18 protein-coding genes are annotated in these 26650 nt (G+C 56.6%); 14 read left to right on the forward strand and 4 right to left on the reverse strand.

Translation table 11 applies throughout. The annotated features are described in order from the left end of the window. The coding region (locus AC6EMZ_RS17210) for a DNA primase family protein (RefSeq protein ID WP_498403985.1) at window positions 1-1187 on the forward strand (1187 nt) is incomplete at its 5' end. Between the two features lie 116 nt (window positions 1188-1303). Here AC6EMZ_RS17210 and AC6EMZ_RS17215 read toward each other — a convergent pair. After that, window positions 1304-1807 (reverse strand): hypothetical protein, encoded by a 504-nt coding sequence (locus tag AC6EMZ_RS17215; RefSeq protein WP_498403987.1) that lies wholly within the window; start codon window positions 1805-1807, stop codon window positions 1304-1306. Between the two features lie 471 nt (window positions 1808-2278). Between AC6EMZ_RS17215 and AC6EMZ_RS17220 the strand changes: the two genes are divergently transcribed. The 5 genes from AC6EMZ_RS17220 to AC6EMZ_RS17240 all read left to right on the forward strand — a co-directional run bounded on the left by AC6EMZ_RS17220 (window position 2279) and on the right by AC6EMZ_RS17240 (window position 5433). Beyond that, window positions 2279-2779 carry a DUF6998 domain-containing protein gene (locus tag AC6EMZ_RS17220; protein ID WP_015960106.1) on the forward strand — a complete coding sequence of 167 codons (501 nt, stop codon included), beginning with the start codon at window positions 2279-2281 and terminating at the stop codon, window positions 2777-2779. Window positions 2780-3060: 281 nt separating this feature from the next. Further along, window positions 3061-3915: a PA4780 family RIO1-like protein kinase gene (locus AC6EMZ_RS17225; RefSeq protein ID WP_498403989.1), complete on the forward strand. Its 855-nt coding sequence runs from the start codon at window positions 3061-3063 to the stop codon at window positions 3913-3915. Between the two features lie 131 nt (window positions 3916-4046). Beyond that, window positions 4047-4202, forward strand: a complete 156-nt coding sequence (locus AC6EMZ_RS17230; RefSeq protein WP_498403991.1) for a hypothetical protein — start codon at window positions 4047-4049, stop codon at window positions 4200-4202. A 187-nt stretch (window positions 4203-4389) separates the two neighbouring features. Then, window positions 4390-4746 carry a KPN_00521 family repetitive protein gene (locus tag AC6EMZ_RS17235; RefSeq protein WP_498403992.1) on the forward strand — a complete coding sequence of 119 codons (357 nt, stop codon included), beginning with the start codon at window positions 4390-4392 and terminating at the stop codon, window positions 4744-4746. 123 nt (window positions 4747-4869) lie between these two features. Continuing rightward, complete coding sequence (locus tag AC6EMZ_RS17240) at window positions 4870-5433, forward strand: YceI family protein (protein ID WP_498403994.1); 564 nt, start codon at window positions 4870-4872, stop codon at window positions 5431-5433. Here the strand turns inward: AC6EMZ_RS17240 and AC6EMZ_RS17245 are convergent. Genes AC6EMZ_RS17245 through AC6EMZ_RS17255 form a run of 3 tightly spaced genes read right to left on the reverse strand, consistent with a single transcriptional unit; the run spans window position 5428 to window position 7236 of the window. Further along, window positions 5428-6216 (reverse strand): anti-sigma factor family protein, encoded by a 789-nt coding sequence (locus AC6EMZ_RS17245; RefSeq protein ID WP_498403996.1) that lies wholly within the window; start codon window positions 6214-6216, stop codon window positions 5428-5430. The genes AC6EMZ_RS17240 and AC6EMZ_RS17245 overlap by 6 nt on opposite strands. Beyond that, window positions 6213-6728 carry a sigma-70 family RNA polymerase sigma factor gene (locus AC6EMZ_RS17250; RefSeq protein ID WP_498404193.1) on the reverse strand — a complete coding sequence of 172 codons (516 nt, stop codon included), beginning with the start codon at window positions 6726-6728 and terminating at the stop codon, window positions 6213-6215. Before AC6EMZ_RS17250 ends, AC6EMZ_RS17245 begins: the two co-directional genes overlap by 4 nt. 22 nt (window positions 6729-6750) lie before the next feature. After that, window positions 6751-7236 (reverse strand): tetratricopeptide repeat protein, encoded by a 486-nt coding sequence (locus tag AC6EMZ_RS17255; RefSeq protein WP_498404194.1) that lies wholly within the window; start codon window positions 7234-7236, stop codon window positions 6751-6753. 848 nt (window positions 7237-8084) lie between these two features. Between AC6EMZ_RS17255 and AC6EMZ_RS17260 the strand changes: the two genes are divergently transcribed. From AC6EMZ_RS17260 to nudI, 8 genes are all read left to right on the forward strand, one after another. Further along, entirely contained in the window at window positions 8085-19262 is an 11178-nt protein-coding gene (locus AC6EMZ_RS17260) for a BapA/Bap/LapF family large adhesin (RefSeq protein ID WP_498403998.1), read from the forward strand. Between the two features lie 79 nt (window positions 19263-19341). Then, on the forward strand, window positions 19342-20745 hold the full coding sequence (locus AC6EMZ_RS17265; RefSeq protein ID WP_498403999.1) for a TolC family outer membrane protein: 1404 nt from the start codon (window positions 19342-19344) through the stop codon (window positions 20743-20745). Next, the gene (locus AC6EMZ_RS17270) at window positions 20742-22934 is read left to right on the forward strand and encodes a type I secretion system permease/ATPase (protein ID WP_498404000.1); all 2193 of its coding nucleotides are present in this window, start codon (window positions 20742-20744) and stop codon (window positions 22932-22934) included. Before AC6EMZ_RS17265 ends, AC6EMZ_RS17270 begins: the two co-directional genes overlap by 4 nt. A 10-nt stretch (window positions 22935-22944) precedes the next feature. Continuing rightward, window positions 22945-24114: a beta-barrel domain-containing protein gene (locus AC6EMZ_RS17275; protein WP_498404195.1), complete on the forward strand. Its 1170-nt coding sequence runs from the start codon at window positions 22945-22947 to the stop codon at window positions 24112-24114. 723 nt (window positions 24115-24837) lie between these two features. Then, entirely contained in the window at window positions 24838-25275 is a 438-nt protein-coding gene (locus AC6EMZ_RS17280) for a hypothetical protein (protein ID WP_498404002.1), read from the forward strand. A 198-nt stretch (window positions 25276-25473) separates the two neighbouring features. Continuing rightward, window positions 25474-25785, forward strand: a complete 312-nt coding sequence (locus AC6EMZ_RS17285; protein ID WP_498404003.1) for a type II toxin-antitoxin system RelE/ParE family toxin — start codon at window positions 25474-25476, stop codon at window positions 25783-25785. 10 nt (window positions 25786-25795) lie between these two features. Beyond that, a complete protein-coding gene (locus AC6EMZ_RS17290; protein ID WP_498404004.1) occupies window positions 25796-26143 on the forward strand; it encodes a HigA family addiction module antitoxin in 348 nt (115 codons plus the stop codon). Between the two features lie 51 nt (window positions 26144-26194). Further along, a complete protein-coding gene (gene nudI, locus AC6EMZ_RS17295) occupies window positions 26195-26620 on the forward strand; it encodes a nucleoside triphosphatase NudI (RefSeq protein WP_498404005.1) in 426 nt (141 codons plus the stop codon). Window positions 26621-26650: the final 30 nt, after the last annotated feature.

The following is a 26650-nucleotide window of genomic DNA, read 5'->3' on the forward strand; positions in this document are numbered from 1 at the left end:
TGCGCGCCCCGTTCTCGTCGGGGAGAATTGCCTCCGTGGTCGACACCCTGAAACTGATTATTCCCCAGCAGGCCGCCCCATCGCGTCGTCTGATTGGCTTTCGCAATGGCGTGCTCGATACCCTCACCGGTGTGTTCAGCCCACACAGCAAATCACACTGGCTGCGCACACTGTGCGACGTGGACTTTACCCCGCCGGTGGAGGGGGAAACGCTGGAAACCCACGCGCCAAACTTCTGGCGCTGGCTCGACCGCGCGGCCAGCGGCAACGCTGAAAAACGCGATGTGATACTCGCCGCCCTGTTTATGGTGCTGGCGAACCGCTACGACTGGCAGCTCTTTCTCGAAGTCACCGGCCCCGGCGGGAGCGGAAAAAGTATTCTGGCCGAAATTGCGACCCTGCTGACCGGCGAAGATAATGCGACGTCGGCAGACATTGATGTGCTGGAAGACCCACGTAAACGCGCGGCGCTGATTGGCTTCTCGCTGATACGCCTGCCTGACCAGGAGAAATGGAGCGGTGACGGCGCAGGGCTCAAGGCTATCACCGGCGGCGATGCGGTGTCGGTCGACCCGAAGTACCAGAACCCCTATTCCACTCATATTCCGGCGGTAATTCTGGCCGTGAACAATAACCCGATGCGCTTCACCGACCGCAGCGGCGGCGTGTCCCGTCGTCGGGTCATCATCCACTTCCCGGAGCAGATTGCGCCGGAGGAGCGCGACCCGCAGCTTAAGGACAAAATCGCATGCGAGCTGGCCGTCATTGTGCGCCAGCTTATGCAGCAGTTCAGCGACCCAATGACGGCGCGCACGCTGCTCCAGTCACAGCAGAACTCCGACGAGGCACTCAGCATCAAGCGCGACGCTGACCCGACATTCGATTTTTGCGGCTATCTGGAGGCACTGCCGCAGACGAATGGGATGTTTATGGGGAATGCCAATATCATCCCGCGACAGCCGCGTAATTATCTCTATCACGCCTATCTGGTTTATATGGAGGCCAACGGTTACAAGCATGTACTGAGCCTGAAAATGTTCGGGCTGGGGCTGCCGATGATGCTCAAAGAGTACGGGCTGAACTATGACAAGCGACACACCAAGCAGGGGACACAGACCAACCTGACGCTCAGGGAGGACAGCAACGGCGACTGGCTGCCGAAGTGCGATGAGTCCGCAGCGACATAACCCACTCAGACCGGCAGTCGCCGGTCTTTTTCTTCCTGATTATTCTGCTGCGCCAAAGAGAACGGTTAAACCTCAAAGATTTTTGTAGAAATAGTTGGCATCATAAAATCTGCGAATCAATGATATTGACCATACCGTGGCTCATTCAGTTCTGGAATATACGGCCAGTCAGTCCTGCTATTTATCGCGGCTTGTGCCAGCAGGGCTTGCTCTTGAGAAAGAAAAATCCCTGCTAAATTGTTACCTCCATCTACTGCATAAAACTGTATGCCTGTACCTTTGAGCTGTTTATTAACAATAAGAAAAAGGAAAAAGGTTGCCCGTCCCCAGCTTTGCACTTCCGTACCGGGCTCCGAAGCGGAATAGACAATATACTCCTCTCCATTGCACTGAATTGTATAGGCTGGCAAATCAGCATCCAGAATCTCACGTACTTCAGCGGGTCGAGCGACATGTTCCCTGAGTGTAGGCAGTAGCAGTTGATAAGCGTCAGCGATACCCTGCTCAGCAAGGCGCTCAGCATCAAGCAGAATCAATTTTTCATAATCCAGGATGCCGGAAGTGCTCACAGAACTATTTGCGTCAGCTTTAGAGAATAATTTAGCGATTAGCGAAAACATCAGATGTCTCTTTAGAAATGAATAGCATCGGAAATGAATCATATAGCGATTGTAGCTGTCAGGGGGCTTGATACTCCATTACTGTGACGGTGAACAATCGACTGTTCACCCTTCACCATCTGTTCACCACTTAACACCATGAAATCATTGTATAAAAATGGAAGGTGAACAGAGTGAACAGTAAAACCTAAAAAAACTTTTTACCCCCCCCCCGTTGCCTGACCCGGCGCGCGCAAAAATCACAAAGGTGAAGAGTCGACTGTTCACTCTTCACCAACTCATCACCCTTTAACATCATGATTTAAAATGGGAAATAATCGAGGTGAACAGTGTGAACAGTTAAATGCAAAAAAACTTTTTTTGCGTATGATGTTGCTGTGTTACTTCAAGGTCAGTTCCAAGCTGACTAACGACCTCATCAGGACAGCGCATTAGTTCATAACTTAGCAAGCCAAATTCTAAGGGCGTTTTGTGGAAACTACTTTGCTTTCGAATTGCGACGATAAAATTATAAACATACTAAATGAAGCAAAAGATGTGGCACTGAGATATTACAAGCTAACGAATAAACCTCTCGGGATCACCGGCGAAATAGCAGAATATGAAGCAGCAACTCTTCTGGGATTGTCGCTATGCTCGGCTCGTCAGTCTGGATACGATGCGATTGAAATTCTTAACGGGAAAGAACACAGAGTTCAGATAAAAGGTCGTTACATGCCTAATCCAAAGAAAGTTTCTGCGAGAATAGGTGCTATTGATATATCAAAGCCATTTGATTCTGTTCTTTTAGTTTTGCTTGATGAAAATTATGATGCTTTTGAGATGTATGAAGCATCACGAAATGAAGTAGTCGCAGCTCTGATAGCACCTGGTTCAAAGTCAAGAAATGAGCGCAATCAGCTAGGTATAGCAAAATTTAAGTCTATAAGTAGTCTCCGCTGGAGCAAGGTTACTGAACCTGAGATCCTTTAATTGGTACACGTTTAGGTACACACCTGAAATCTGAATTAGTAAAAATCCTTTTAATTTATATATATAACAAATTTATTCAGATTCCCCCAGCCCACCAAAATCCTTTGTTGATGGTCACCAGAGCCTGATACGAAGTCCTGAAAGCCCGTTCGGCGCAAGCCTGCGGGCTTTTTTGTGCCTGTGATTTTTCCCGTTAAATCCGATAAGATATCCCTCAATTCAGTAAGAATGATCTTCGTTTAGGTATACGAAAAGCGCCTGAAATAAGGTATAAATGCCGCATGAAAATCCCAAACAGAATCCAACCGCTGGTCGATGATGGTCTGATCGATGATGTCCTCCAGCGACTGAAAAGCGGCAAAGAAGCCGACGTTTACACCGTGCTATGCGGTGACAAGATCCAGTGCGCGAAAGTGTACAAAGAAGCCTCGCAGCGCAGCTTTAAGCAGGCGGTGCAGTATCAGGAAGGCCGCAAGGTCCGCAGCAGCCGCAATACGCGCGCGATGCAGAAAGGCTCTAAGTTCGGCCGCAAGCAGCAGGAAGACTCCTGGCATACGGCGGAAGTCGATGCGCTGTTCCGCCTCGCCAATGCCGGGGTGCGCGTGCCGCAGCCTTATCTGTGCATTGACGGGGTGCTGCTGATGGAGCTGGTCACAGACGCTGATGGTTCGGTAGCACCACGTCTTAGCGATGTGACGTTGTCAGAAGAACAAGCGCTGGCGGATTTCGAGACGATGATCCGCAACATCGTGCGCATGCTGTGCGCAGGCCTTGTGCATGGCGACCTCTCGGAGTTTAACGTACTGCTGGATGCCGACGGGCCGGTCATTATCGATCTGCCACAGGCGGTGGACGCAGCGGCGAACAATCATGCTGAATCCATGTTTGAACGTGATGTGAACAACATCACCGCTTATTACGGTCAGTTTGCTCCGCAGTTGTTGCAGACGCGCTATGCGAAAGAGATCTGGGCGATATATGAAGATGGGAAGCTCACTCCAGAAATCACCCTCACCGGGCTGTTTGTCGAAGAAGCTCACGAAGTGGATATGGATTCACTGATGGATGAAATCATCACCGCAGAAGACGAATACTATGAACGTCAGCGCGCCATCCGCGAGCGTGACGACGAGTAGGCGCGCACCACGCGATAAACCAGGATCGTTGTCATAACAGCGATCCGCCCCATCAAATTTAACAGCTATTCTCCCCGCCCATTCCATCTTAGGATCGTTTGCACTCTCAGGTCATCAATCACAGGCTTTACATGAACACCTTCAGCATCGTTGCCATTCCCTTCTTTGTCATTGGCGTCGTCATGCTCACGCTTGCGGCCACCCGAAAAGAGCTGACGTTTTTAATTACGGGTGGGGTGTTTATGACGTCATCTGTGGTTAACGCCATCCTCGGGTTGACGTTGTAGCCGAACGCTCAACCATCGCGACCCACCATGCCGGAGATATTCATCACGAGCCGATAGTGAATCTCGCCTTTCAAAATGTGCAAAAAACGTCCTTGATCCACTTACAGTTTTTTCCTAGAGCCTTGCCGCTTCGCTCATGCCATCCTTAATCACGCTCATAACATGAATAACGTTAGTTGAGGATATTATGAAAACGACAATTATCGCACTCTCTACACTTCTGCTGGCTACCCCTGTTCTGGCCGCAACCACACATGCAACCGACGACACCGTTGCCGCCGCGAATGAAAACGCGAACAACGCTAAACAAAAACTGCATGAAGAGCAGCACAAAGGCGAACAGTTGAAGCTGAAATCTGAACACGCCGCTGAAGGCAAAAGCGAAAGCTTTGGCAGTAAAGTAAGCGAAGATTCTCAGAAGGCCTGGCACAAAACCAAAGAAGGTACCGAGAAAGGGTGGGATGCCACCAAAGAAGGTACTGAGAAAGGCTGGAATAAGACCAAAGAAGGCGCTGAGTCGCTGGAAAAGAAAGTCACTGAATAACCCCTGTTCTCTCGTTCAAAAGGCCGCCTTCGCGGCCTTTTTTATTGCCCTCACGGCAAAAATTATCCGAATAAATCTTCGTCTCCATGCGTTTACACCTTGACCGCATAATGGAGATCCCCAATGACACGCCTGATTTTACTCTTCGTAACCACCCTGTTTTGTCCGATGCTCTACGCTTCGTCCACAAGCTACGTCATCGATACGGATAACACCGGGATCAAACTGTCGTGGCACGCCTTTGGCGGCATCCTTTCCTGGGCCAATCTGAATGGGGTAACAGGGGACGTTACGCTGAATCCGGACAATGAATTTAACGATCGCATCAAGGTGACCATCCCTGTTGCAACGCTGGTTGCATCCAACAAACTGCTCACCTGGCAGCTTAAAAGTGACATGTTTTTTGAGGCCGCACGCTACCCCAATATTGTCTTTACCAGCACTCGCGTCGTCACGCTGGGGAATGGCCATTTTCGGGTATTTGGCTCGCTCACGGTCAAAGATATCCAGCGCCCGGTCATCCTTGAAGCCACGCTCGAAGAACACAAAGCAGCCAATACGCTGTCGCTGCACGCCAACACCGCCATTTCGCGTTCCGCCTACCATATGGACAAATTCGCGTTAGTCGTGGATGACCGCATCGCTATTCATATTGATATTCAGGCCAAAGCCCAGCCGACATCATGAAAGCGCGGCCTGCAAACGTTGTGCGCTCTGCTGGAGTTGGTCCACAGGGTTGCGTCCGATCAGGACAAACTGATAATCCCGATAATTCCACCACGCCAGGTTCATGCCGTGCCGTTGTTCGCTGTTGATACCGGTATGACTCGCCTGTTCGAGCGGGGAAATACACAGTGCCATCGGGCCAAAATCCGCATGAATCCAGGCTATCTGAGCGATGGAGGTGCTGTCGTAACGCAACATGCGAACCATCTTCAGTTCCGCGCCGTGCAGGGCAAGCTGCTGTGCATTGAGTGCGAGTCCGATATCTTGTTCGGTTCGGGCCAGGCCGCGCTGGATAACGGGCAATGAGCTGTCCACGTCCAGCAGCGTCTCGGCACTGTAAAGCGACATATATTGCGCCTCCAGATCGCGAATATGCGCGGTCTCGTTAAGCGCGCCTGCCGATGGCCGCACCAGATAACCCAGCCCAGAACCGAGGACTAGAAAGCTGAGCGAGGCCGCAATCAGCGAACGCCGGCTTACGCCAGGACGCTCGACCGGGTTAGCCGCCAGATGTGCCTCCAGTTTCTCCTGCATTCGCGCGGACGGTGCCTCAGCAAGCAAAGGCGCAAAGGCACGTTGATAATCCTGATTGCTTTTCATCAGCTCGGCGGTGCGCCCCGACAACTGTTCGTCGCTTCTGAGCCGCTCCTCAAACTTAAGCGCGTCGATGTGACTCATCGCCCCGTCCAGCCAGGCGACTATCGCTTCGTCATCATAAGGGGGGGTAAAACGGTGCGATTTCATAAGCGTTTCTCCTTTGCCGCAGGCCGGGCATCGGCTGATTTTGCCAGCGTCGCCCTTGCTGTCGCCAGTCGACTCATGATCGTGCCGATCGGAACCGATAGCGTTTCAGCCGCCTCCTGATAGGTAAATCCTTCAACATAAACCAAAAATACGGTATTGCGCTGAGCTTCCGGAAGCGCACTCACCCGCTGCATGATCTTCTGATAATGGAGACGATCGTCGTCCTGAGGGCGGGTATCCGGGGCGATAAGCTCATCGCTGGTCACAAATCCCTGCCCCATTCTCACATGGCGAGCGCGCAGATCGGATATCCAGATGGAATGCAGAATCGAAAACAGCCACCGATCGATACGCGTGCCGGGCGTGTACTGCGCGCTCCTTTCGAGCGCGCGTACGCAGGTCGACTGCACCAACTCTTCGGCAATATCCCGATTGCGGGACAATACCAGCCCGTAACGCCATAAACGCGTCAAATGTGCAGCCAGCTGTTGGCGAACGTCACTGGTCGTAATTTGTCATTCCTCGTTCTGTTCGTCAGGATTCCGGGTGCCCGTCAATGGCCGCCTGTAAATCGCGATATTCTTCGCAGCTTTGACCGCAGATACTGGCAATCACCTTGAGCTGATCCTTTGCCAGGTCTGGACGGCCTTTCACCATCCACGCTTCTCCCAGATATTCACGTGCTTTCGCGTAGCGAGGATCAAGCGCCAGCGAGCGCTGGTAATAACCAATGCCTTCATCTGTGCGTCCAAGCTTACGCGTGGCATACCCGCGATAGTTCCAGGCCTCGGCGGTATTACCATTTTTCAGGGTATCCAGCATATTCAACGCTGCCTGATACTCCCCTTTCTTAGCGAGGTGATAGGCATAATGGGTTTTATCTTGATCGCTCAGGCTGCCCGTTTTCTCCGGGACACACTGCTTGCTGGTGCTGTCATACACCTGCCCGGCAGGGCAATCTGGCGTTTTACTTTCAGTATCATTATTGCCCATCGCCAGAGCCTGAGGTACCTGCAACATAAATAACAGCACCGAAAGGGTAAGATAGCGAGCAGTAGCGATTCGGGTAAGGGACTGAGCGGTCATTTTCTACTCCTGGGTGGATGTGAGTCAGGCGAACGTGGTGTAAACGTCCGAGCAGCCCTTTCTATTCATCGTAAAATGCCCCCAGCCCAAAAAATCATCCTTATGTCGTATCCAGACGCGTAAAAAGATGCGGTAAGTTTAATTCACATTTAAATGAAGATTAACTTCACAATCTAATAGCAGAATATAATTAAGTCGCCAGTCTTAATTTCTATAACGGTAACAAACATAATATATCATATGCAAAGTAAGTTAACTCCGCCTTAATGACCGCGTTAGCCCACCTGAATTAAATACCCACACAAATAATATCAGTATAAATATATCTTCGATTAAATAGCCCAGAAAAGAGAAAAGTCACAATAATAAAAAATAACGCCAGGCCAGCAACGGCGCGGCCACCGTCGATTCAGCAAATAACGAAAAGTGTGAGTAATTAGATGAGTGAAGAGAAGCTTACTTTTAATTTACCAAGGCTTAATTTGCTTAATTGTCTATTTCTGGCTATATCATTTTTAGACCGTTAAATTAATATCTTTATAAATCACAGGGCCTTATATAACACAAAAAACGCCAAACACAACGTTATCCACAGCAAATAATTTGATTAACCTGATGTAGCCACTCGATATGCTGGCGGGCATCGGCCGCTCTGAAGATATTGACGGTGAGTCCTGTTTTAATAAACAGCAACTCCGCCGGGGGCGCTCTTTACCCGCAGAAAAGTGATGGCTTCGTCGTGCACGCCATTTCATGACAAATCTGTTGGGAGTAATAAGAATATGAGCCAAATCTCTGTTATCTCGAAACTTACTGGCGTGGAAACCACCACCGAAGGTACTCAGGTTACTCTGGGCCACTCTTCTATTGTGAAGCTTCACGTTGGCCGGGCCGATATTTCACATTACACCCGTAACGGTAACGATTTGCTGGTGACACTGCACAGCGGCGAAGTGATTACGCTCAAGGGTTTTTACGTCGGTGACGCTCAGGGCGCGAGCCAGCTTGTTCTGGAAGAGGACAACGGCGCGCTATGGTGGATTGAAGACCCCACAGCAGCAGAACATTATGAGGCCATTTCATCAATAGATGCCCTGATGGCGTCGTCAGGTAATGATGCCGGTGGCGCAATTTGGCCCTGGGCGCTGGGTGGTCTGGCCGTTGCAGGCGGCATTGCCCTTGCTGCCGGTGGTGGCGGCGGTGGTGGTGGTGGTGGCGGAGACGATGACAATGGCAATCCCGGTAACCCAGGGAACCCCGGCAATCCAAACAATCCCGATACCACCGCGCCAAACGCGCCGACCAATCTTCAGTTCTCGCCGGACGGCACCACCGTCACCGGGACAGCAGAGCCGGGCAGCACCATCACGCTAAAAGATGCCAACGGTAATCTGGTCGGGACGGGTAAAACCGGCAGCGACGGCACATTCACCATTGAACTGGGTACACCGTTGACCAACGGCGAACAGATCACCGCCACGGCAACTGACCCCTCGGGCAATATCAGTAAAGACGGTCATGTCACTGCGCCCGATTTAAGCGTGCCGGATGCACCAGACATTCTGATCGTCAATGATGACGTGGGTGGCGAGCAAGGGCCGCTGGAAAATGGTCAGCGCACTGACGATGCACGCCCTACCCTGAGCGGCATCGGCGAAGCTGGAACGACCATTACGGTTTACGATAACGGCACGCAAATTGGCACCACTAAAGTCGATGCCAACGGCAACTGGAGCTTTACGCCGCCCAACGCACTGGCTAACGGCAGCCATACGCTGACCAGCACCGCCACTGATGCGGCAGGCCATACCAGCCCGCCATCCGCAAGTATCACCATCGTGGTGGACACGGTCGCCCCCGCAGCACCGGTTATCGCCAGCGTCACTGACGATGTCGATCCCGTAAGCGGACCACTCACCAACGGCAGCACCACCAACGATCAACGCCCGCAGCTCACCGGCACGGCAGAAGCCGGTGCCAGCGTCACTATCTACGACAACGGCATAGCTATTGGGACGGTCACCGCTGCGGCTAACGGCAGCTGGAGCTTCACCCCGTCGGTCAATTTAAGCGAAGGCAGCCATCAGCTAACCGTTCGCGCCACAGATGTGGCGGGCAACGTTGGTCCTGCGTCTCCGGCCTTTACCGTGGTGGTCGATATCACCGCGCCCACCGTACCGAGCGCCTTTTTGGTCAATGACGAAGTGGGTTCGATTCGCGGCGCAGTCTCCGCCGGGCAAACTACCGATGCCAGCCAGCCGCGACTGACGGGCCGCGGTGAGCCGGGCAGCACCATTATCGTTTACGATAATGGCGTTGAGGTCGGCAGAATCAACGTCAACGCCAACGGCACCTGGGCCGTGACACCGACTAGCCCGCTGTCTGAAGGCGCGCACTCGGTCACCGTGCGCGAAATTGACGCGGCGGGTAACCAGAGCGGGCAGTCCCTGCCGATCAACTTTATCGTTGATACGGTTGCGCCTGCGCAACCGGCCATCACGCTCAACCCAGCGGGAACGCAGGTGACGGGCACAGCAGAGCCGAATAGCACCATTACTATTACCAACGGCAGCGGCGGGCCGATCGGCACCGGCACGACGGATGGTAACGGTAATTTCATCATCAACTTGACCCCAGCCCAGACCAATGGGCAGACGATTTCAGTTGTCGCCTCTGATGCGGCGGGAAATACCAGTATTCCGGCGACAACCGTGGCGACAGACACCACCGCCCCTAATCCTCCGGGTAATCTGGTGGTCTCCGGCGACGGGACCAGCGTCAGCGGTACGGCAGAACCGAACAGCACCATCACGGTAAAAGCGCCAAACGGCGATGTCATCGGTCAGGCAACCACGAACGGCAACGGTAATTTCACGGTGCCTATCGATCCGGCGCAAACCAACGGCGAAGTGTTGCAGGTGGTGGCGACCGACGGCGCGAGCAATACCAGCCAGCCGGGTATTGCCGATGCGCCTGACACCACCGATCCGCTTGCGCCTGGTAATCTTGACGTTTCAGATGATGGCACAACGGTAACCGGTACCGCCGAACCCGGCAGCACCGTCAGCATCAAAGGCCCGGATGGGATCGAGATCGGCTCTGGGCTGGTGGATGATGCGGGCAACTTTAGCGTCACCATCACCCCGGCGCAGCTGAACGGTGAAACGCTGACGGCCGATGCCACCGATAAAGCACTCAATACCGGGCCGACGGCATCGGTCGATGCCCCGGACATCACCCCGGCACAAACTCCGGTCATCACGGCCATCGTTGACGACGTGCTGAATACGACTGGGCCCATCCCTAACGGCGGCCTGACCAACGATGGCACACCGACTATTCAGGGCACCGGCGAAGCAGGCACTCGCATTTATATCTTTAGCGGCAACGATCAGATCGGTACGCTGATCGTTCCTGACAGCGGGATCTGGAGCTTTACCCCACCGGCAAATGTCCGTGAAGGCGGCCACGTCTTTACCGCCACGGCCATCGACGATAGCGGCAATGCCAGCGGCACGTCTAACAGCTGGAGTATCACCGTCGATCTCGCACCACCCGCGGTGCCGGTGATTACTCAGGTTGTCGATGACGTTCCCGGCAGAACCGGCTCGCTCGATACCGGCGAAACCACCAACGATAATCGCCCAACGCTTAACGGCACCGGTGAACCGGGTGCGACCATCAGCATTCGCCTGGACGGGACGCAGATAGGCACCGCGCTGGTCAATGCCGGTGGCGCATGGACTTACACACCAACCGTCGTCATTCCAGAAGGCTCACACAGTTTGACGGTCGCGGCGATCGACACAGCCGGTAACGTCAGTGCCCCTTCAGGCGGCTTTACGATCATCGTCGACACGTCCATTCCGCCCGCACCGTCCATTGGTTCCGTCACCGATAACGCAGGTGACCTGCAAGGCTTGATCGCCAGCAACACGCCAACGGACGATACCACTCCGACGCTGCAAGGCACGGCCCCACCCAATACCATCATTACCGTTTATGACGGTAGCATTCTGCTGGGGACCGCCACGCTTGATGGTAACGGCGGCTGGAGCTTCACCCCCACCACGCCGTTGACCGATGGCAACCATGCGCTAACCGTGGTCGCGACGAACGCGGCCGGGAACGCCTCGACCTCCGGTTCGTTTAATCTGGTTATCGATACCGTTGCCCCCACCACGCCCGGGATTCCTGACGTCACCGTCAACCCAGACAACGATCCGGCGGGCACACCGCTCAATCCAGGCGAAACCACGCGTGATACCACGCCGGTTATCAGCGGCACAGGTATCCCAGGCGATACGGTTTCCATCTACATTGATGGCGTAAAACAGCCGGGCGATGTCCTTATTGACACCAATGGCCAGTGGAGCTGGACACCAGTTCCGGCACTGACCAACGGCAGTTACGATATCTCTCTCACCGTGACCAACAAAGACGGCGCGGGCAACGAAAGCGCCCCGTCTCAACCGGTCACCATCAACATTGATACCGTTGCGCCAGACGTGCCTGATACGCCGATCGTCACCGACAGCGTGAACCAAATCACCGGCCCGGTTGCCGACGGCGACAGCACTAACGACGCGCGTCCGGTTCTCAGCGGCACCGGCACGGCAAATGACGTGATCGTGATTTACGACAATCCAAACGGGGCAGGCATTCGCGAAGTCGGTCGCGTCACGGTCGGCGGCGATGGTAACTGGAGCTGGCGTCCCGGTACCGCGATTGCCGAAGGCTCGCATCAGTTCACCGCGACTGCCACGGACGAAGCCGGAAACGTCTCCGCGCCGTCAGCACCGATCGCGGTAACGGTTGATACCGAAGCCCCTACTACCCCGGTTATCAGCGCCATTGGCGCCGCACAGAATGGTGGCGCCACCGCCGACAATACGCCGACGATAGGCGGGACGGGCGTCACAGGCGATACGGTGGTGATTTATAATAACGGCGTTGAAATTGCCCGCGTTGTGGTCATCAATAACGAGTGGTCCTGGACGCCGGGAACCGCGCTGGCAGATGGCCCGCTCAAGGTCACCGTTTCCGCGGTCGACGAGGCCGGAAACGTCAGTACGCTCAGTCCGGTCTTCACCGTCACGGTGGATACGCTGGCCCCGACCATTCCGCAAATAGATGCCATTTCTGACAGCACGCTGGCAAACGGCGTGCTCTACACCAAAGACGGCACGCCAACCCTGACCGGGACCGGTGAGCCTGGTGCCACCATCATCGTGACCGTGGACGGCACCGCGTCACCGATCACAGCGATCGTGCAGCCGAACGGCACCTGGACCTGGACACCGACCGCCGCGTTATCCGACGATCCGCACACTATCGCGGTCTCCTCACGCGATCCAGCGGGCAACCTGTCTGGCAGTTCAAACGTCACCGTCACGGTCGATACCGGTATTCCGGCTGAACCAACCAACATGATCCTGACGCTTCAGGGTACGCCGCTGACCGGTAACGCCGAAGCGGGTTCAACCGTTATTGTGCGTGACAGCAATGGCAATATTATCGGCACCGGCGTGGCGACGGGGGGGACGTTCTCGATCGCACTGAGTCCTGCGCAGACGGTGGCCTCGACGCTGGACGTCACCGCCACGGATGCGGCAGGCAACGTCAGCCCGATTGCCGAGTTCACCGTGGTTAACTCCCCGGTGGATCTGCCTGACGTGCCGATCATTCTCGCGATCACCGATGATGTCGGTCCGGTGACGGGCAACGTCAAGGGCCAGACGTCTGACGACACCACGCCTACCCTGTCCGGTACGGCAGAGGCCGGCAGCCTGATCACCATCTACCTTGATGGCATCCTGCTTCCGCTGACAACCGTCTTTGCCGATCCCATTACGGGTGCCTGGAGCTACACCCTCCCGGCACTGACGCCGGGGGCGCACAGCTTTGAAGTCACGGCGACGCTCGGTGGCGAAACCAGCGGTCGATCGCCTGCGGCGACCGTCACCATCGATCTTACGCCACCGGCAACGCCAGTCATTGGTGCCGTCACCGATGACGTCGGCCCTGGCACCGGGCCGCTCATTAACGGTCAGGCCACTAACGACGATCGTCCTACGCTCAGCGGAACAGGAACGGCTGGCGATACCATCAAAATTTATGACAATGAAACGTTTATTGGCAGCACAGTGGTCGGCGCAACAGGCACATGGAGCTTTACGCCATCGAGCGCACTCAGCAACGCCAGCCACGCGCTGACCATTACGGCGACCGATCCGGCTGGCAACGTCAGCGACCCATCACTGCCGTTCACGATTGTGGTCGATACCGTTTCCACCCCGCCAGTGATTGTGGGCGCGGATGATAACGTCGGCACCGTCACGGGGAATGTGCCGACCAACGGCACGACCAACGACACCACGCCAACGCTTTCGGGAACGGCAGAGGCCAACAGCACCGTCGCCATCTTTGAGGGCGGTATCCAGGTAGGCACCGTGGTGGCTAACGGCACCGGAGCCTGGAGTTACACCCCGGTCACCGGGCTGGCCGAAGGCTCGCACACCTTCACCGTGGTGGCGACCGACCCGCTGGGGAACGTCAGCACCGCGTCTAACGCCTATACCGTGATCGTCGATTTGACGCCGCCAGCCGTTCCAACCCTGACCGCCGTTAACGATAACGTTCAGGGCGGCGCGGTGGGCGATCTGACCAACGGACAGGTCACTAACGATGCCACGCCGACGCTGACCGGCGGCGGCGTGGTGGGCAGTACCGTCCACATTCTCAACAACGGCGTGGAAATCGGCACCGCGCTGGTCAACGGCAGCGGCATCTGGACATTTACCCCGGGCGGGCTAACCGACGGTCCTTATAACATCAGGGTGAATGCCACCGACGCGGCGGGGAATGTCTCAACCAACTCTCCGGTATTCTCCTTCACGGTGGATACCACGGCCCCAGATGCGCCAGTCATCACCACCGTACTGGACGACGTGGGTCCGGTGACCGGCACGCTGGCGACCGGAGCCAACACCAACGACAACCGTCCAACCTTTAACGGCACTGGCGAGATTGGCGCGACCATCACCGTACTGAACGATGGTCAACCGATTGGCACCGCGGTCGTGAACGCCCAGGGCAACTGGACCTTTACGCCGACCGATCCACTGGCAGACGGGGCGCATACCATTACCTTCACCGCCACCGATGCGGCGGGCAATACCAACACCACCCCAACCTCGTTCGCCCTGACGGTCGATACGATAGCCCCACTGGCCCCGGCCATCGTTAACGCGACGGATAACGTCGGCACCGTTCTGGCCCCGGTCACATCCGGTCAGACGACTGACGACACCACGCCTACGCTTAACGGCACGGCAGCCGCTAACGCCTCAATCATCATCTATGAAAACGGCGTTCAGGTGGGTACCGCGCTGGCCGACGGCAACGGCGCATGGAGTTTCACCCCGACGACGCTGGCGAACGGTAGCCACACCTGGACTGCCACCGCAACCGATGCGGCAGGCAACGTCAGCCCGCCGTCAGCCGTCTTTACGGTGATTGTCGATACGGTTGCACCGCTGGCACCGGTCATTGCTCTGGCCATCGATGATCAGGGCTCCGTCACCGGCTCGCTCAGCAGTGGGCAGTCCACCGACGACACCCTGCCGCGTTTGACCGGCACCAGTGAACCCAACGCCATTGTGCGTATCTATGAAGGCGTCACGCTGTTGGGAACCACCACCGCCAACGCCAGCGGCGCATGGGAAGTCACGCTGACCACCCCGCTTGGGGCAGGCCCGCATACCTTATTCGCACAGGCGACAGATGCTGCGGGCAATAACAGCGTTCCGTCAGCGTCCTTCAGCCTGACAATTGACCTCACGCCGCCACCGGTTCCGACGCTCTTAACTGTGACCGATGACGTGGGCGGCAACGTGGTACTGAACAGCGGCCAGCTCACTAACGATGCCCTGCCAACGCTTACCGGTACCGCAGAAGCCGGCTCGACGGTGAAAATCTTCGATAACGGCGTCCAAATCGGCAGCGTTATCGCCACCAATGGTACCTGGACCTTTACGCCAACCACCGCCCTGACAGACGGCCTGCACCCGCTGACCATCACCGCCACCGATCCGGTGGGCAACGCCAGCGGTGCGACGACCGCCTTTGTCGTGAACGTTGATGCCACCGCGCCAAACGCCCCGGTCATCACCTCCGTGGTGGATGATATTGGCACCGTCACCGGCCCGGTTATCGGTGCCAATCCCACCAACGATACGCTGCCAACGCTGAACGGCACCGCCGAGCCTAACGCCATTATCAATATCTACGACGGCGCAACGCTGGTCGGCACGGTGACTGCAAATGCCAGCGGCAGCTGGACGTTACCGCAGACCAACGTCTCGCTGACCGAAGGGACGCACAACTTCACCGCTACGGCGACGGATGCGGCGGGTAACGTCAGTGCGCCATCATCCATCACCTCGATTACGGTCGATCTCACCGCACCGACCGTGCCGACCAATCTGGCGGTAGTCACCAACGGTACGCACGTCACCGGTACCGCCGAAGCGGGCAGTACCGTGACCATTACCACCAGTGGCGGCACGGTGCTGGGAACGGCAACGGCAGACGGTACCGGCAGCTTTAACGTCACCATTTCGCCAGCGCAGACCAACAATGAAACGCTGTTGGCCTTTGCAACCGACAAGGCCGGTAACGCAGGTCTGACATCGTCCATCGTCGCGCCGATTACCGCCCTGCCGAACGCGCCGATCATCACCACCGTGAATGACAATGCCGGTACCATCACCGGGAACGTCCTCAACGGTAAGAGCACCGATGACACCACGCCAACGCTGAGCGGTACCGCGCAGCCAAACTCCACCGTCACGCTGTATAACAACGGCGTGTCGATGGGCACCGTGACCGCAAGCGGTACAGGTAGCTGGACCTTTACCACCCCGGTATTAACCGAAGGCTCGCATGCGTTTACCGCCACGGCCACCAACGGCACCGGGACCGGACCGGTTTCCGTGCCGACATCCGTTATCGTCGATACCATTGCGCCGAATGCGCCAAACGGGACCTTCAACGCCGACGGCAGCGTCTTAACCGGCAGCGCCGAAGCGGGCAGTACCGTGACGATTCGTCTGGCGGATGGTTCGCTGGTGACGACCACGGCCAACAGCGGCGGGACTTACAGCTACACCTTCCTGAATAAACAAACGGAAGGACAATCGCTCACCCTTACCGCCACCGATGCCGCCGGGAATATCTCACCGAACGGCTCGGCGCTGGCACCGGTTGTTCCGCTGTCGGCCAGCAGCAACGTTGAAGAGCTGGACATCAGCACCACCGCCACGGTCACTAACGCGCAGTACAGTGATTACGGCTTCCTGCTGGTGGGCGCGCTCAACAACGTGCTGACGCTGCTCGGTAACGACACGGCGCAGGTCGGGTTCACCGTCAGCAACGGCGGCAGCGCGGATATTTCCATTAATGCGAACGCCACGGGAGCGGTGCTGACACTGCTGAACACCCTGGAGCTGGTGGTTCAGCGCTGGGATGCCACCAACAACACCTGGACTACGGTGGTGGATACCGGTCTGCCACAGTTTGCCAACCTGCTGACGCTCGGAGCAGGCGGCGTGACGCTCAATATGAACGGGCTGGAAAACGGCCAATACCGCGTCCTGAGCTACAACACGAATCTGCTGGCGACCGGCTCTTACACCAGTCTCGATGTGGACGTGACGGAAACCAGCGTCGGTACCGTTACTGGCATCACCAGCCAGACCGGGAACGTTATTCTGGATACCGACCCGACCACCGGTAGCGATAACGCCCCGGCGGGCACCACCGTCACCGCCGTGACCAACGCACAGGGGCAGACGGTCAACGTGACGGCAGACGGTACGGTTATTCAGGGACAATACGGTACGCTGACCATCAACCTGAACGGCAGCTACACCTACAACTTGACCAACACCAGCGCCGCCGTGCTGGGCCGCACCGAGAGCTTCACCTACACCATCGGGCATAACGGGGCCAGCGCCTCGGCAAACCTGGTGATTTCGCTCGGGGCAAACACCGTAACCAACAGCGTGACGGCAGTAGATGACACCGGTTCGCTGACCTACGACACCAGCGTCCACGTCATCAACAACGGCACCTCTTCCCAGAGCGGTTTCACCGTAGTGGGCGTTAATCTCGGCAACACGCTGGGCCTGAACCTGCTGGACGATCTGAGCAATCCGATTGTTTACAGCGTTGAGGAAGGCACCACCCGCACCATGACGATTCAGGCGTCCGTGGGCGGCGTGGCGCTGGCATCGGTGTTCGATCTTTATGTCTATAAGTTCAACGATGCGACCCAGACCTTCGAGCAGATGCGCGTACAGCCAGGCTGGCTGCGCGCTCCGCTGCTGGGCGGGACCTCATCACAGTTGACGCTGAACCTGCCGGCCGGTGAATACCTGTTCCTGCTCAATACGGCAGCGGGGATCACCGCGCTGACGGGCTATACCCTCAATGTGCTCCAGGACCATGTTTATAGCGTGTCGAGCGTGGGGGCGAGTACCACCGGGGATGTGCTGGCGGACGACATCGCGCCGCAGGGCACCGTCGTTACCGAGGTGAATGGCGTCGCGGTGAACGCTAACGGCATCACCACCATTCAGGGAGAATACGGCACGCTGACCATCAATGCCCAGGGCGACTACACCTATACCCTGCGCAGTGGCGTCGGAGCGGACCACATCAGAACGCCGGATACCTTCGTTTACACCATCACGGCACCGAACGGTGATAAAGATACGGCATCGCTGAACATCACGCCGACCGCGCGGGCCATGGATGCGGTTAACGACGTCAGTAGCGTAATGGACGTAACCTCCGTTCACCACACGGCGGCCTACACGGATACCACCGTCGGGCAGGCGCAGTGGAACGCCGCACTGCTGGCCGCCACGCAGGGTAGCGGCAGCGGCACGTTCGTGGTCGATCCTAATACGGCGCTGCATAACGTGGTGCTGAATTTCAACGTGGTGTCTGTGCTTGCCCTTGGCGGATTAACGGTGGACTGGGCGATCACTAACGGCTCGACCACCGTCAGAACGGGCTCTTTCAACGGAGCCGCGCTGCTGGGTACCAGCGCCACCTTTAACCTCACGGGCCTGGATTTGGACGCGGGCACCTATACCCTGAGCTACACCGGTAAAATGGGTGCCCTGGCGCTGGGGCAAATCACCATTACTCCAAGCGTCACCGGCACCAGCTATTCGCTGAACCAGTTCGACGCCACCAGCGGACATACCGTTAACGGCAATATCTATGACGGTACCGATTCGCAGGGCGCGATGGACCAACTGCATTCGGTCGATACTCGCCTGAGCATCACCGGCTATAACGGCGTGACCACCACGCTGGATCCGTACGTCACCGCCACCGCCTCAGCGACCATTGTCGGTCATTACGGCACGCTCAACATCGGCGTTGATGGGCATTACACCTACACCATGAATACCGGGGTGTCGCTCGCCAGCATCACCTCGAAGGAGGTCTTCAACTACACCCTGACGGATGCGACCGGTAAAACGGACAGCGCAACGTTGACCATCAACATGGCTCCGCAGTTCATCAGCTCCGAGCATAACGATGCCATCACCGGCACCGCGTATGCCGATACGCTGATTTACCAGGTGCTGAACAACACCGTGGGTAACGCCACGGCGGGCAACAGTACCGGCGATCACTGGACCAATTTCTCGCTGTCTCAGGGAGATAAAATTGATATCGGCGATCTGCTGGTGGGGTGGAACGGGCAGTCATCAACGCTGGGTAATTATCTGCACGTCACCACGAATGGTAACAATACTGTGATCTCTATCGACCGTGATGGCGCAGGAGCCACCTACACTAATACTGCACTGGTGACGCTCGACAACGTGCAAACCACCTACGACGAGTTAGTGAATCAGCATCACATCATTACCTGATAGCAAAGCAGCAATGACCCGGGCGCACAGCGCCCGGGCATAACCATAAAGCGGTAAATTTTTTTATTAGGGATAAGACATGGGAAATAAGATGCCTTGCTGGTGGCTCTCGTGCTGCCTGATATCTGTGCCCGCCGTCGCGGCAAATTCTGCTGCGATCATTAATACCGGACAACTCAGCGACACTCAGGAACTCCCTTCTTTGAATGGCCGCGTCGCGCCGGTCACCAACAAAGCGGCACCCGGCACGCTGCTAATGGGCGATGCCGTAAACCGCGCGGTAAGCTGGCATCCCGCTATCAGCGAAGCCGTCGGCAAACTCTATCAACAAACTGAACAGGTGGATGTCGCCAAATCCAAATATTATCCGCAGATCAACGCGGGCATGGATAACGGCTACACCCACAACGGCGACAACAACGGCTTTACCCCGTCGCTGGTGCTTTCCCTTTCACAGATGCTGTATGACTTTGGCAAGGTTGCAAGCCAGGTACGCGCCGAGAATGCCGGGGTTGCCCAGCAGCAGGCCAACGTGCTGGTGAGCATTGATACCATTGCCCACGACACCGCCACCGCGATGGTGCAGGTGCAGACCTGGCAGCAGATGGTCGACACCGCCAAAGAACAGCTCGACGCGCTCTCGTCTATCGGCAGGCTGACCCGCCTGCGTAACGACGAAGGCGCGACGTCAATGTCTGACGTGGTGCAAACCGATGCCCGTGTTGAAGGCGCGCGCGCCCAGCTCATGCAATATCAGGCCAACCTCGACAGCTCCCGCGCCACGCTGATGAGCTATCTCGGCTGGGATAATCTGAACACTATCAGCAACGACTTTCCCGATAACATCACGCGCAGCTGCGACATTGCCGAACCGGACGATCGTCTGGTGCCCGCGGTGCTCTCCGCCTGGGCACAGGCCAACGTCGCGCAGGCTAATCTGGATTACGCCAACGCCCAGATGACGCCAACCGTCTCGCTGGAGCCGGAAGTGCGCCACTACCTGAACGACAAATATTCGGGCAACGATTCGCTGGATCGCACCCAATATTCCGCGTGGGTAAAAGTGCAGATGCCGCTCTACCAGGGCGGAGGACTCACTGCCCGGCGCAACGCGGCGGGTCATGCCGTTGAGGCGGCACAATCCACCATCCAGCGCACGCGCCTCGACGTGCGGCAAAAACTGATGGAGTCGCGCAGCCAGATAATGAGCCTGCTCAGCACGCTGCAAATTCAGGCGCGTCAGGAAGCGCTCAGCGCCCGCACCCGCGAGCTTTATCAACAGCAATATCTCGACCTCGGCACTCGTCCGCTGCTCGACGTGCTCAACGCCGAACAGGAAGTTTATCAGGCGCGCTTCACCCAGCAGCAGACCGCCGGACAGCTGCATCAGCTCCAGCTCAACTGCCTGTACAACACCGGTCGCCTGCGTCACTCATTCAGTCTTGAAAACCGCACCATTCAGACCGTGGAGATCCAGCCATGAAGCCAACCGACATTCCGCAGGGCGAAAACATGACGGATGAGGCGCTGGAACACTGGGCGCAGGCATTTGGCTACGTGGCGACTCGCTACCGGGTCTCCTGCTCCCCCGGCGCGCTGATAGCAGGCGCGCCGTGGCTGAAAGGCAAACCGATGGTGCCCGCGCTGACCCAGCTGGCGCGCGAGGCCGGGCTGTCGTTCCAGCTTCTGACGACCAGCCAGCAGTCGATCGGCAGCTGGCGCTTGCCGGTTGTCATTGCGCTACGCGACGGCAAAATCGGCGTTATCGAACATTTCGATGGCGAAGATACCCTCGACGTTAGCTTTATCGACTCCACCACCCATACCAACCGCGTCTCAATGAGCGCATTGCTGCCCAACATTCTCCACGTGGTCGCCCTGCGTCCGCTGGCGGCGCTAAAAGACAGCCGCGTCGATGCGTATATCTCGAAGTACCGCCCCGACTGGCTCTATCGCCTGGTGATGCGCGATCTACGCCCCTACACCTGGGTGATGCTGGCGGCGCTGTTTATCAACGTGCTGTCGCTGTCGGGGATTATTTTCTCGATGCAGGTCTATGACCGGGTGATCCCCGCACAGTCTTACCCGACGCTATACGTTCTGACGATTGGGGTGCTGATCGCCACCCTGTTCGGATTTGTGCTGCGCGTGGCGCGGGGACACATCATGGATCTGCTCGGCAAGCGTGCCGATCTGCGCGTCTCGGATCGGGTCTTCGGCCACGCGCTGCGCCTGCGTAACAGCGCGATCCCCCGCTCCACCGGCAGCTTTATTTCCCAGTTGCGCGAGCTGGAGCAGATCCGCGAGATGGTGACCTCCTCGACCATCTCCACCATCGTCGATCTGCCGTTCTTCTTCCTGTTTGTGGTCGTGCTGGCGATCATCGCCCCGCAGCTGGCGTGGATCGCCCCGGTCGCCGCCGTTTTGATGGTCCTCCCCGGCCTGCTGCTGCAAAAGAAGCTCGCTGCGCTGGCGAAGCAATCTGCCCACGAATCCACCCTACGCAACGCCGTGCTGGTTGAAAGCGTGCAGGGGCTGGAGGACATCAAGCTGATGCAGGCCGAAAACCGCTTTTTGCAGCAGTGGAACAGCTATATCCAGATAACCGCTGAGTCCGGCCTCAAGACCCGCGAACTGACGCAGAACCTGATCAGCTGGGGCATGACGATTCAGAGCCTGGTGTACGCCGGGGTGATCGTCGTCGGCGCGCCGATGGTGATCGAAGGCACGTTAACCACCGGTTCGGTGGTGGCGGCGTCCATGCTGGCCTCGCGCATGATTGCCCCAATGGCCACGCTGTGCGGCGTGCTGGCCCGCTGGCAGCAGGTCAAAGCGGCGAAAGAAGGACTGGACAGCATCATGCAGCTCCCGACTGAGAATCAACGCGAAGAAACCCCGATCCGCCAGGACGTGCTGCGCGGTCACTACCTGTTCGAACAGGCACAGTTTCGCTATCACCCGGAAGATCCGCGTATGGCGCTACGCATTAACCGTCTTGAGATCAAGCCTGGCGAGAAAGTGGCGATCCTCGGACGTAACGGCGCGGGTAAATCGACCCTCTTGCAGGCCATGGCGGGCGGCATGGATCTGGCGGGCGGCGAGCTGCGTCTGGACGATCTCAGCCTGCCGCATCTGGACGTGGCGGATCTGCGCCGCAACGTCGGCTTTATGACTCAAAACGCGCGGCTGTTTTACGGCACGCTGCGCGAGAACATCACGCTCGGCATGCCGCGCGCCACCGACGAAGAGATCTTCGCGGTACTGGAGATGTGTGGTGCGGCGAGCTTTGTGCATAAGCTGCCGAAGGGGCTGGATTACCCGATTATGGAAAACGGCGTGGGGCTTTCCGGCGGCCAGCGGCAGTCTATTTTGCTGGCACGCATGTTCCTGCGCGATCCCAATATCGTGCTGCTCGATGAACCCACCGCCTCGCTGGATGAACACACCGAGCGCGAGTTTATCCAGCGTCTGGGCGAGTGGCTGGGTAACCGCACCCTGATTGTCGCTACCCATCGCGTGCCGATGCTGGAGCTGGTCGAGCGCGTGGTGGTACTCAAAGAAGGCATGCTGGTCATGGACGCGCCAAAAGCACAGGCGCTGAGCAACAGCCGAATGCAGCAACAGCAGCAGGCAACCGGACGGGAGTGGAAAAATGAAAATCAGTCAGCGTGAAGTTGCCGCCATGGATGACCTGGACAATGCTCTTGAATCCGAGAGCGGCTACAGCGGTGCGCGCAGCATTGTGATCTTCTCCCTGCTGCTGTTTATCGTGGTGGGCGTTTGGGCGTGGTTCGGCATTCTGGATGAAGTCTCGACCGGTACGGGTAAAGTGATCCCCAGCTCGCGCGAGCAGGTTTTGCAGTCGCTCGACGGCGGTATCCTTACCGAACTCAACGTGCGTGAAGGCAATCAGGTGCAGGCGGGGCAAGTGCTGGCGCGACTCGATCCTACACGTTCTGAATCGAACGTCGGCGAGAGCGCGGCACGGTATCGTGCGTCGCTGGCTTCGAGCATACGTCTGACCGCAGAAGTGAACGACCAGCCGCTGAAATTCCCCTCTTCCCTGCAAAAATGGCCGGATCTGATTGCCGCAGAAACGCGGCTCTATACCTCGCGCCGGGCGCAGCTTGACGATACACAGCGCGAACTGAGATCGGCGCTAAGTCTTGCCAATAAAGAGCTTTCGATTACTCAACGGCTGGTCAAAACCGGTGCCGCCAGCCGCGTGGAAGAGTTGCGTTTGCAGCGCCAAAAAAGCGATCTGGAGCTCAAGCTCACCGACGTTCGCTCGCAATATTACGTGCAGGCGCGCGAGGCCTTATCGAAAGCCAATGCGGAAGTGGATATGGTGTCTGCCATCCTGAAAGGACGTGAAGATTCCGTTACCCGCCTGACGGTAAAATCCCCGGTGCGCGGGATCGTAAAAAACATCAAAGTGACCACCATCGGCGGCGTCATCCCGCCTAACGGCGAACTGATGGAGATCGTGCCGGTGGACGATCACCTGCTGATTGAAACCCGCCTGTCGCCACGTGATATTGCATTTATCCATCCTAACCAGAAGGCGCTGGTCAAAATCACCGCCTACGATTACGCGATTTACGGTGGTTTGCATGGGGTCGTTGAAACGATCTCGCCCGATACCATTCAGGATGAAGCCAAGCCGGAAGTGTTCTATTACCGGGTGTTTATTCGCACCACGCAGGATTTTTTAACCAACAAGGCCGGACGGCAGTTTTCGATTGTGCCAGGAATGATCGCCACGGTGGATATCAAAACCGGCGAGAAATCGGTGATGGATTATATGATTAAGCCGTTTAACCGAGCGAAGGAGGCGCTGAGAGAGCGGTGAGTTTTGGTGGCTCCCATGTAGCTCAGGAGGTAATTCCGTTCACTTCCAAACCGGTGCTTCTCTATCCGTTCCGGAACCGGTGAACGTGCCATGGCGGCTCAATCGCCGCCGCCCTGGCAACCCGGGCTCCCGGCAAGAAAATCGTCGCTACGCGATACCTTCGTCTTATTCCCTCCGGCTTCGGGTCGGGCGCGATCCTGCATCCATGCAGGTCGCGCCCTCTCCGCGCATCCCTGCGCGTCGCCCCGGCCTCTGGTCAACGACTCAGCGATTTACAGCCGGACAAGAGCATCGCTTCGGGATGGTTACTGACATTACCTATGCGATCGCTGTAGCCATAAACTGCTCCGTACGGTTCCCTCGCCCCTTTGGGGAGAGGGTTAGGGTGAGGGGAAATGCAACATCATACATTTTTCCTGAAGCCGCCTCGCAGGACTGAATTTCTCCCCTCCCCCCCTCTTTTTTCTGTTTTATCGGAGGCGTATGTTTCCCCACGCCAGCAAAATCTGGCGTCGGGATTGGCATCCCGGTTAAACTTAATGGCGGCGTAACGTTTCAATTACGCTGTGCGTCTAGCTGCATCTCAATGGTGGGCTGGGCGGGGGCGTCGTAAGACGCACCGGTGTTCATTAAGGCCGGTAATGCCAACTCCGTTCAGTCCCACCACCTATGAAATTGGCATTTCAGGTGGTGGTGAATAAACCACTTAATGGAAGCGACCAAATGAATATCAGCAATGCATTGCTCACCACGCCATTCGATCACACCACCGATTTCACCGACCTCGCCGACAGTTGCGAGCGCTTTTGTGAAGCGATGGTAGAAGAAACCGATCCCGCCAGAAAAATCGCCCTGTGTGGTCGGCTCGCCAGCTGTCTCGCCCTGCTCCGCTCAACGCTCAGGGAGCCGATTCCTGATCATCTGATGGACTATTTAACGGTAGACACGCTGCCTGCAAACGAACCCGTGTTTGAGCTCGAACCGGATCAGCTTTGCGCTTACTGTGAAGAAATCACGCAGTTATTGATTAGCGGCGCGTTGTCGCCAAAATCAGCGCGCATCATGAGCGATTTGTTATTTGAACTGACCGCATATTTTGCCGACCAATTGAAAGCGCCGCGCTGGTTAAAGACCGAGGCGGGTATCGCGCTGCTGGGCTGAGTCACGCTTCACTATTCTCCCTCAGAGGAGGGAGAATTTGGCTTTTGAAGCCGCCTCGCAAAATGAACAACGAGTGAGAAAATCGCTTCGCCCTTCTTTTCATACCCCTTATATTATCTTCCACGCCGCACTTGCGCACTGTGCAACAGTGCATTACAATTCACTCGGCTTCACATGGATCGGAGCTTACACAGCATCATGCTGAAAAAGAAAATCAATCACTTTCGCGATCAATGGCTTGAGGAGTTTTTTCTGTATGGGAAATCCAACAATGTTATCCCCGCAAGCATTGAGGCTGCCCTTGCAAGAAAGCTGGATACTATCAACGCCGCAACGTCTTATAGAGACTTGCGATCGCCGCCTGGCAATATGTTTGAGGCGTTAAATCCTCCACTGTCAGGTTTTTCTTCGATACGCGTAAACAGGCAATATCGGCTGGTGTTTAGATGGGTAGACGGTAAAGCGCAAGACCTCTACCTCTCCCCACACAAATACACGCTACACAAATGAGGCATCACTTATGGCACTTCAACAGGCAACGCGCAAACCCACAACGCCAGGCGATGTGTTGCAATATGAGTATCTTGAACCACTGAATCTGAAAATCGCCGATCTGGCGGATATGCTTAACGTCCATCGCAACACCATTAGCGCGCTGGTGAACAATAACCGCAAATTGACCGCCGACATGGCCGTCAGGCTGGCGAAGGCGTTCGATACCACCACCGAGTTTTGGCTTAATCTGCAACAGAACGTCGATATCTGGGAAGTTCAGTCAAACGCGCGCACTCAGGATGATTTGAGCCGTATCAAAACTGCGGCTGAAATCCTGGCGAAAAGAAAACCGGGCCAGCCAGACGTGGCATAATGACTGACTCTTCCATTCAGGAAATCCACCTAACACCATCAGGGAGCTAACATGCGTCAACGTACCATCGTCTGTCCCATCATCCACAACGACGGCGCTATTCTGCTGTGCAAAATGGCATCGGACCGTGGCGTGTTCCCCGGCCAGTGGGCGCTGTCCGGCGGCGGAATGGAGTCAGGCGAAACAATGGAACAAGCGTTGCGCCGTGAAATCTGCGAAGAATTAGGCGATGCGTTAAACATTACCAAAGTGAAGCCGTGGGCTTTTCGTGACGATACCCGCGTAAAAACCTACGCCGATGGCACCACCGAACAGATTTATATGATTTACCTGATCTTCGACTGCATCAGCGATAACCGCGATGTGACTTTTAATGAAGAATTTCAGGAGGTAGCCTGGGTCAAACCTGAATCTTTAGGTGGGCTTGATTTGAACGAAGCAACCCGCATGACCTTTACCCAAAAAGGGTGGCTATAGCGATGTGCCTCAAAGAGTCATCCGGCCCGC

The sequence above is a fragment of the Enterobacter sp. SCRI0065 genome (genome assembly GCF_059766475.1).